We start from the raw sequence: 7945 nt of genomic DNA, 5'->3' as shown, positions 1-7945 counted from the left end.
AGGGGGCACCCAGGAAACAACCCCCCCCCCCCCCCCCCCCCCACCCCCCTCCCCCCCCCCCCCCCCCCCCCCCCCCCCCCCCCCCCCCCCCCCCCCCCCGGCGTCGTGTTGCCGTTGCCGCCGCACACGCCCCGGATCAGGCGGCTGCCCGGTCGTCCGTCCGGACGGCTGCCGGGGCGTCCGCGCCGACGACGCACCACTCCAGGACCGCCATCGCGGCCGTCATCTTGTGGTGGGCCTGGCGCCAGGCGAGGCTGCGCTCCCCGTCCAGGACCTCGGCGGTGACCTCCTGGCCGCGCACGGCGGGCAGGTCGTGCAGGAAGACCGTGTCCGGCCCGCTGAACCGCTCCATGAACTCCCGGTCGATCCGGAACCCTTCGAAGTCGGCCAGCCAGTCCGGGTTCGCCTTCGGCACGCCCATCGTCTGCCAGCGGCTCGTGTAGACCGCGTCCACCGGTCCCGACACCTCGTCGGGCGAGGTCACCTGGCTGACCAGGGCCCGCCCGCCGCCGAGCCGGTCGACCAGGTCGAGGGTGGCCCGCGGCACCTCGTACCCCTTGGGGCAGAGCAGGGTCAGCCGCAGTCCGGGCGTGAGCGCCGCGGCCAGCGCCAGCGCGGCACCCGAGCTGTTCCCCTCGCCCACGGCCAGCACGTGCAGCCCCGCCAGGTCGCCGAAGGCCTCGGCGAGGGTGGCGAGGTCGGCGATGGCCTGGGTCGGGTGCTCGTCCAGGCTCAGGGCGTTGACGACGGCGAGGTCGGGGCTGCTGCCGAGCCGCCGGATCTCGTCCACGTCCCCGTTGGTGCGGACGACGAGCGCGTCCAGGTACTCGCCCAGCACTCGGGCGGTGTCCTCGACCGTTTCCCCGGTGCTGAGCTGGAGCTCGTCCGGGCCGAAGGTGATGACGTCCGCACCGAGACGGACGGCGCCGCTCCAGAACGAGGTACGGGTCCGCGTCGAGGACTTGCGGAAGAAGACGCCGACCCGACGGCCGGCCAGCGGCCGCTCGTCCACCTCCCCGCGGCCGAAGGCGACCGCGCGCCGGACGATGAGGGCGAGTTCCTCGGAGGTCAGATCGGAGAGCGAGATGAGATTGCGCATGACGGTGTGCCGTCACCTTTCTTCCGGGTAAACGGGAAACGGGAATCCGAACGGGAACGGGAGCGGGGGAGGGGAGAGGGAGGGGGAGGGAGGGAGGGAGGAGCGGAACGGGGGACGGGGGGAGGGGAACGGGGGACGGGGACGGGGAGAGAAGCCGTCGGGCCGGCGGCTACGCGGTGCCGCTGGCCACGAGCTGCGCCGCGGGCGGCGTGCCGCCGCTCGCGGCGGCCGCGTACCCGCCGGCCGCCACGAGTTCGCGTACGAGGTGCAGCACCGCGAACCGGCCGGGCCGGCCGGCGGCGCCGCCGGGCTCGGCGGGGAGCTGACGGATCAGGCCGTGCAGCAGCAGGGCGTGCACGTCCTGCGCCGCTTCGACCGGCGGGACGCCCAGGGCGCGGGCCACCTCCTCGACCGTCCACGGGGAGTCCAGCGACACCGCCGCGGCGAGCAGCGCCTTCCCGCGCGGCCGGAGCCCCGTGACGGCCACGGACAGCAGGTCGCCCAGCGCGGCGGCGGTGCCGGAGGAGAGCGAGGCGGGCCCGTCGACCAGGGTCAGCGGCCGCTCCCGGGCCATCGCCAGCAGCTGGTCGAGCGAGTAGAGCAGCAGCCATGAGGCGGCCGCCTCCAGGGCCTGCGGGATGCCGTCCAGCGCCTCGCAGACCTCGGCCACGGTGGCCGTGACCGAGTCGGTGAGCAGCAGGTCGGGGCGCATGTGGCTGACGTACGACAGCATCAGCTCGACCGCGGGCCGGTCCGCGCTGAGCGAGTCGCCGGGCAGCGGGCGGCCGGCCGGCGGCCCGGACCGGCAGGTCGTGGGCAGGGGCGCGAGGGGCAGCAGTCGGCCCCCGGGGAAGTGGTGCGAACGCCGGGCGGTGAGCAGGACCTTGAGCCGCCGGCAGGACTGCAGCAGGTGCATCAGGGTCGGGCTGGCGGCGGGTGACACCTCGTGACCGTCCAGGACGAGCAGGGTGGCCTTGTCCCCGAAGAACGCGGCCAGTTCCTCGTGGTTGCCGCCCTCCGCTATCAGCGAGCGGACCCAGCTGACCATCGCCGACTGCGGTCTGCCGGGTGCCTGGGCCAGCACGTCGTCCGGGCGGTCCATCGGCAGCCACAGCACGGGCATCTCGCCGTGGGCGTGCACCCGAAGGGCGGCCTCCTGGGCGAGCCGGGACTTCCCCACGCCCGGCAGCCCCACGATCGTCACCAGGCGTTCCCGCTCGCTGCCGAGCAGCTCGTCCAGGGCCCGCAGTTCGGCCCCGCGGCCGAACAGGCTGCGCAGCGGCGTCGGCGGGAAGGCGAACTCGGCGCTGTACACGTCGCGCAGGGCCTTGCCCGTCGAGGCGCCCTCGACGGCGAGCTCCAGGGCGGCGCGGCGCGTGTCACTGAGGCGCATGGCATCGGCCAGGAGGCGGATGGTGTCCTTGCGGGGGCGCCCCACCTGGCCCCGCTCCAAATTGCGGATCGCGCGGACGCTGACCGTCGAGAGCCCGGCAAGCTGTTCCTGGGTGAGCCCGGCCGTCCCGCGGGCGCTCCGCAGCGCGGCGCCGAATTCCGCCGACGGAGCCTGACGGTTCGTCATCGATGTCTCCCTGGTCTGGATGCTTACGGGAGTACCTTCCGCGACCGCCTTCCTGTTCCCTTCCCGCGGCGATACCGATTCCGGGGGAAGGGAAAGGACCGGGTTCCCGCGGCCGGCAACTGCCGCTGCGCTGCCGCCGCCGACGCCGGTGACGCCCCCGGCCGGCTCCTAGTCTCGTGGTCGTAGGGAGTTCCGAACGCACCGGACCGCGAGACCGCGCGACCGGGACCGCGAGACTGCGCGACCTCCTTCTCCCGTTGTCATCAATGATGTGGACGAAGCGAAGAATGAAGCCTGCAGAATTGGCGACCTGTAACCGCCCGGCGTCACTCGACGTGGTCGTCACCGGACTGCCGTCCGACGCCCACACCTGGAACCTCGTATTCATTCAGCTGATGCTGGAGGACCTCGGGCACGGGGTCGTCAACCTGGGGTCCTGTATTCCCGAGGACGAAATCGTCGAGTCCTGCGCGAAATACCAGCCCGACCTGCTGGTCGTCAGCAGCGTCAACGGCCACGGGTTCAACGACGCCAGGCCGCTGATCGGCGCCCTGCGGTCCCGCCCGGAACTGGACGGCATGCCCGTCGTCATCGGCGGCAAGCTCGGCGTCTCCGGCGACCGGCAGGAGGAGCAGGCGCAGGAACTGATGGCGGCCGGATTCGACGCCGTCTTCCAGGAGGGCGTCGAACTGGCCTCCTTCGAGGCCTTCGTCGGCTCACTGAACAGAGAGGTGGTCCGGTGACCGGCCCGCTCCGACGGACGGCCCCGCCGCCGTCCCCATCCCCGTCCCCGTCCCCGTCCCCGCTCCGGCCGTCCCCGCTCCGGCCGTCCCCGCCGACCCGGTCCCCCGGCACGGCCACCGTGCACACGGCCCGGACGTCCTTCGGACGGTACGTGGCGGACGCCCGCGCCCGAGGCGTCCTCGTGGTGCAGCCGCGGATGGGGTTCTCCGACCCCACCCTGATGCGGGCGGGCCTCCGGGCTACCAAGGCCGCCGCCCGGGCCGCCGTCGGCACCGTCACCATCGACAGCTACACCCGGGTGGGCGACGAGCAGGCGGCGGTGCGCGCCCTCAACGACGGCGTCCCCCTCAACGGCTACCCGATCACCTCGTTCAGCCCGCACACCTCGCGCTGGGTCCTGGACGGGGTGCGCGACGCCTCGTTCCCCGTACAGATCCGGCACGGTTCGGCGCGCCCCCAGCGGATCATCGCCGCCCTGGCGATGCTCGGCCTGGACGCTACCGAGGGCGGCCCCGTCTCGTACTGCCTCCCGTACGGGCGCACCCCGCTGGTCGACTCCGTGCGCAACTGGCAGCAGAGCTGCGAGTTCCTCGCCTCGCTCCGCTCCACCGGCACCGAACCCCACCTGGAGACCTTCGGCGGCTGCATGCTGGGCCAGCTCTGCCCGCCCGGTCTGCTCGTGGCGATCAGCGCCCTCGAAGCGCTCTTCTTCCACCGGGCGGGACTGCGGTCGATCTCACTGAGCTACGCCCAGCAGACCAGCCCCGAACAGGACCGGCAGGCGGTCCACGCCCTGCGGCGGCTCGCGGCCGAGCTGCTGCCGGACACCGACTGGCACATCGTCCTGTACACCTACATGGGACTGTACCCGCGCTCTCCCGAAGGGGCGCTGGAACTGCTGGAGCGGTCGGCCGAACTCGCCGTGCACACCGGCGCGGCCCGACTGATCGTGAAGACGGTCGCGGAAGCACACCGCATCCCCACCGTCGCCGAGAACGTCCAGGCACTGCGCGTCGCCTCGGCCGCCGCCGCCCGGGCCGCCGGTCCCGCCACCGCCACCGGCGCCGTCGAACCGGCGGAAGCCGCCGACAACCCGGTCTACGCAGAGGCCCGCGCCCTCGTGGACGCCGTGCTGAACCTCGACGGGGACATCGGGCAGGCGCTGCTGAAGGCCTTCGAACGCGGCTATCTCGACGTCCCCTACTGCCTGCACCCCGACAACGCGGGCCGCACCCGCAGCTACATCGACGGCTCGGGCCGGCTGACCTGGTCCGAGATCGGGTCGATGCCCCTCGCCCGCAGCAGCCGGCGCAGCGGGCGGCTCACCGCCCGGGGCCTCTACGACGCCCTGTCGTTCGTCCAGAGCCGGCACGACGACCCCGCCCTCACACCGACCCCTTCGCCGACCCGGCGCCGTCCCCTCGCCGGCCTGTCCGGCGGCACTTCCAGGAGCTAGCACCCATGAGCGTGGTAACCGCCCACACACCCGCGCCGGTCCCGTCCGCCGCGCCCGCCCCGCCGGCCCGGTCCGACCGGCCGTCCGCGCCCGTCCTCCCGGCCTCCATCGACGCGCACCTGGCCTCCGAGGAGACCCGCGCCACCCTGCGCGTCCAGAGCCGCATGCTCGCCGCCACCCGCGCCTTCCTGACCGGCCGCGGCTTCCAGGAACTCCTGCCCCCGGTCATCGGCCCGGTGACCGACCCCGGCATCCGCGGCTCCAAGCAGGTGGACGTCGACTTCTACGGCCACAAGTACAAGCTGATGACCAGCGCCATCCTCTACAAGCAGGCGTCGCTGACCGCCTTCGACAAGATCTTCTACATCGCCCCCAACGTGCGGCTCGAACCCCTGGAGACCGCCGTCACCCACCGCCACCTCGCCGAGTTCCACCAGATCGACGTGGAGATCCGCGACGCCCGCCGCGAGGACGCGATGGCCGTCGCCGAAGCACTGGTCTCCCACGTCGTCACCGAGGTCGTCCGGGACCTGCCCGCCGAACTGGAGCTCCTCGGCCGGGACGCGGACGCCCTGCGCGAGGCCGTCACCCAGGCCTTCGGCCGGGTCGGTCACGCCGAGGCCACCGCCGACCTGATCGCCCTCGGCCACCCGCAGGACCCCGCCGCCGAGATCGACTGGGAGGGCGAGGAGAAGATATCCGCCGCGTCGGCCCGTCCGTTCTTCGTCGTCGACTACCCCAAGGGCTCCCGCGGCTTCTACGACTGCGAGCGCGCCGACGCCCCCGGCGTCCTGCGCAACTTCGACCTCATCGCCCCCGAGGGCTACGGCGAACTCGCCAGCGGCAGCGAACGCGAGCACGACTACGCCACCCTCGTCACCCGCATGCGGGAGACGGGCGAGAACCCCGCCAAGTACGGCTGGTACCTGGACCTGGCCCGCCGCGGCATCCCCGCCAGCTCCGGGTTCGGCATCGGACTGGAGCGCTTCACCCGGTACGTCACCGGCCGCCGCGCCGTCTGGCAGGCCAGCGCCTACCCGAAGCTCCCCGGGGTGGTCTCCGCATGAGCACCGTACGCACCGTCCTCACCGCCGCGGGCTTCCCGGAGGAGCGGGTCCGCCACCGCGCCCGGCACGGGGCCGAGGCGGCCTTCCCGGACCTCGCCGGCTACGGCAGCGGCATGCTGGGCGCCGCACCGGCCGGCCGCGACCCGTACGACCTGCTGGAGAACGCCCGCATCGTGCCGCCCGTCTTCATGCCCGACCGGCTGAAGAAGCTCATCGACCTGGCACGCGAACCCCTTTACACGGACGTCGACCTCACCACCCGGATCGGCGGCTTCACCTCCCGGCTGCCGCTGTACGTGTCGGCGTTCGGCTCCACCCAGGTCGCCAGCCACGACCTCGGCGAGGCCGCCGGCCGGCAGGCCGGGGCCCTCGGCATCCCCATGGTGATCGGCGAGAACGTCGTCCCCGTCAACGGCTACCGCGCCGCCGCCGACACCCAGGCCTCCCCGCTCCTCGGCCGGATCGCCGCCTACGCGGCGGCCGCGGACGACGAGCACGGCGGAGTCACCGTCCAGCAGTCCACCGAGGACGCCGACGCCGAGGTGTGGAACCTCCTCTACAGCGACCCCGTCTCGGAACCCCTCCTGGCGACCGGCCGCCTCGCCTTCGAACTCAAGGTCGGCCAGGGCGCGAAGCCCGGCCTCGGCGGCCTCACCGTCCTCGACCGGGACGCAGCCCGCAGGATCGACGAGCAGTACGCCACCGACGAGGTCTTCGGCGGCGACAGCGAGCGCATCCTGCGGGTCAGCAGCCCCGGCACCTTCACCGAGGAGATCCTGCGCCGCCAGGTCATGCTGATGCGCAACAACTTCCCCCGCGCGAAGGTGTGGGTCAAGCTGCACCCGGGCCGGGACGTCGCCGACGCCGCACGGGTCGCCTGGGCGGCCGGCGCGGATTCCGTCACCGTCGACGGCGCGGAGGCCGGCACCGCCTGGGCCCCCACCGGCTTCCTCGGCCACGTCGGCCTGCCGCTCGCCGAAGCCCTGCTGCGCATCGGCCGCACCGACCACTGCCTCCTCGCCAGCGGCCGCATGTGGGAGGGCACCCGCGCCGTCAAGGCCCTCGCCCTCGGTGCCAGGGCGGTCGGCCTCGGCCGCGCCGCACTCCTCGCCGTCGACGAGGACGGCGACGCCGGACTGCGGCGCCTCGTCGACAGCATCGCCCTGGAACTGCAGATGCTGACCAGCGCCGTCGGCAAGTACCGGACCGGGGACCTGTCGGTGGAGGACCTCCTCCTCCCCGCCGCCCCGCCCCCGCCGCCCACGGCCTGACCCCCCGCCGCCCCACCTCCCGGGCCCTACCCCCGCCCACCCGCCCCGCCCCGCCCGCGACGCCGACCCCCGGCCGCCGCGGCCCCGACGGGCCGCGCGCCCCGGTGCAGCCCCGAACCTTCGAGAATGGTGTGTCGAGATGCCCCAGCAGCAGGCCGGTCAGGCCCACCCGGTCGACATCGACGGGTACAACAGCACCGCGGTGGCCCTCCCCGAGCTTCCGCTGCACGAGTTGTTCACCGCCCAGGCGGCCAGGTCACCGCAGGCCGTCGCCCTGGTCCGCGGAGAGCAGGAGCTCACCTACCGGCAGCTGGACGGGGCCTCCGACGCGCTCGCCCGACGGCTCGTCGACGCCGGCGTACGCCCCGGGGACAAGGTCGCACTCTTCCAGGACCGCTCCTTCGCGTACGTCGCCGCGATGCTCGCCGTCCTGAAGGCGGGCGGCACGTTCGTCCCCCTGGACGCGCGCCAGCCGCAGGAGCGGCTCGCCTGGATCCTCCGGGACACGCAGGCCGCCCTCCTGCTCACCGACCGCTCCCCGGGCGGGGCCGAGTTCGCCGGGGAGCTGCCCGTCATCCGGGTGGGCGAGGAGACCGTCACGGAGTACGAGGAGGCCGACCCGCTGCGGCTGCCGGTCCCGCCCGACCAGGCGGCGTACGTGATGTACACGTCGGGGTCGAGCGGGACGCCGAAGGGTGTGGTGAACACGCACCGCAACGTGGTGGAGCT

At 73.8% G+C, this 7945-nt stretch carries 7 protein-coding genes; 5 read left to right on the top strand and 2 right to left on the bottom strand.

The window, feature by feature from the left end; translation table 11 throughout:
- Positions 1–136: 136 nt before the first annotated feature.
- Entirely contained in the window at positions 137–1099 is a 963-nt protein-coding gene (locus ACZ4VL_RS39650) for an ornithine carbamoyltransferase (RefSeq protein ID WP_468210595.1), read from the bottom strand.
- 169 nt (positions 1100–1268) lie between these two features.
- Positions 1269–2678 carry a helix-turn-helix domain-containing protein gene (locus ACZ4VL_RS39645; RefSeq protein ID WP_468210592.1) on the bottom strand — a complete coding sequence of 470 codons (1410 nt, stop codon included), beginning with the start codon at positions 2676–2678 and terminating at the stop codon, positions 1269–1271.
- A 287-nt stretch (positions 2679–2965) separates the two neighbouring features.
- Here ACZ4VL_RS39645 and ACZ4VL_RS39640 point away from each other — a divergent pair, with 287 nt between their 5' ends.
- The 5 genes from ACZ4VL_RS39640 to ACZ4VL_RS39620 form a co-directional block, all read left to right on the top strand.
- Positions 2966–3421 (top strand): cobalamin B12-binding domain-containing protein, encoded by a 456-nt coding sequence (locus tag ACZ4VL_RS39640; RefSeq protein WP_468210589.1) that lies wholly within the window; start codon positions 2966–2968, stop codon positions 3419–3421.
- A gap of 152 nt (positions 3422–3573) precedes the next feature.
- Positions 3574–4878 (top strand): methylaspartate mutase, encoded by a 1305-nt coding sequence (locus ACZ4VL_RS39635; protein WP_468210586.1) that lies wholly within the window; start codon positions 3574–3576, stop codon positions 4876–4878.
- A 5-nt stretch (positions 4879–4883) separates the two neighbouring features.
- Positions 4884–5945 (top strand): asparagine synthetase A, encoded by a 1062-nt coding sequence (locus tag ACZ4VL_RS39630; protein WP_468210583.1) that lies wholly within the window; start codon positions 4884–4886, stop codon positions 5943–5945.
- Positions 5942–7216 carry a glutamate synthase-related protein gene (locus tag ACZ4VL_RS39625; protein WP_468210580.1) on the top strand — a complete coding sequence of 425 codons (1275 nt, stop codon included), beginning with the start codon at positions 5942–5944 and terminating at the stop codon, positions 7214–7216. The genes ACZ4VL_RS39630 and ACZ4VL_RS39625 overlap by 4 nt, the downstream gene beginning before the upstream one ends.
- A gap of 139 nt (positions 7217–7355) precedes the next feature.
- Positions 7356–7945, top strand: a 590-nt coding sequence (locus ACZ4VL_RS39620; protein ID WP_468210577.1) for an AMP-binding protein, incomplete at its 3' end; no start/stop codon positions are given.

The organism is Streptomyces sp. NPDC029014 (assembly GCF_055564695.1).
This window is presented reverse-complemented; position numbering and strand designations above follow the sequence as displayed.

Excerpts from the sequence above, each read along its gene's own strand:
- ACZ4VL_RS39650 (WP_468210595.1), bottom strand. The coding sequence starts at position 1,099 with ATGCGCAATCTCATCTCGCTCTCCGATCTGACCTCCGAGGAACTCGCC.
- ACZ4VL_RS39645 (WP_468210592.1), bottom strand. The coding sequence starts at position 2,678 with ATGACGAACCGTCAGGCTCCGTCGGCGGAATTCGGCGCCGCGCTGCGG.
- ACZ4VL_RS39640 (WP_468210589.1), top strand. The coding sequence starts at position 2,966 with ATGAAGCCTGCAGAATTGGCGACCTGTAACCGCCCGGCGTCACTCGAC.
- ACZ4VL_RS39630 (WP_468210583.1), top strand. The coding sequence starts at position 4,884 with ATGAGCGTGGTAACCGCCCACACACCCGCGCCGGTCCCGTCCGCCGCG.
- ACZ4VL_RS39625 (WP_468210580.1), top strand. The coding sequence starts at position 5,942 with ATGAGCACCGTACGCACCGTCCTCACCGCCGCGGGCTTCCCGGAGGAG.